1 protein-coding gene is annotated in these 240 nt (G+C 62.1%); it reads right to left on the bottom strand.

What is annotated here, in order from left to right; genetic code table 11:
- Nucleotides 1-240: ATP-binding cassette domain-containing protein (locus tag P8629_RS12605; protein WP_278166432.1), on the bottom strand; the 240-nt coding region annotated here is incomplete at both ends.

The following is a 240-nucleotide window of genomic DNA, read 5'->3' as shown; positions in this document are numbered from 1 at the left end:
CCGCCTTGTCGGTACGCGCCAGCTTCAAGCCAAAGGCCATGTTCTCGGCCACGCTCATGTGCGGGTAGAGCGCGTAGGATTGGAACACCATGCCGATGTCCCGCTCCTGGGGCGGTATCTCGTTGATCCGCTGGCCATCGAGCTGCATATCCCCGGTGGTGATGTCTTCCAAGCCCGCAATCATGCGCAGCAGCGTGGATTTACCGCAGCCGGAGGGGCCCACGAAAACGACGAACTCGC

The sequence above is a fragment of the Hydrogenovibrio sp. 3SP14C1 genome, from assembly GCF_029625905.1.
In the GTDB taxonomy this organism is placed as follows: domain Bacteria; phylum Pseudomonadota; class Gammaproteobacteria; order Thiomicrospirales; family Thiomicrospiraceae; genus Hydrogenovibrio.
The sequence above is the reverse complement of the archived record's forward strand: the minus strand, read 5'-3'. Positions and strand labels throughout refer to the sequence as shown.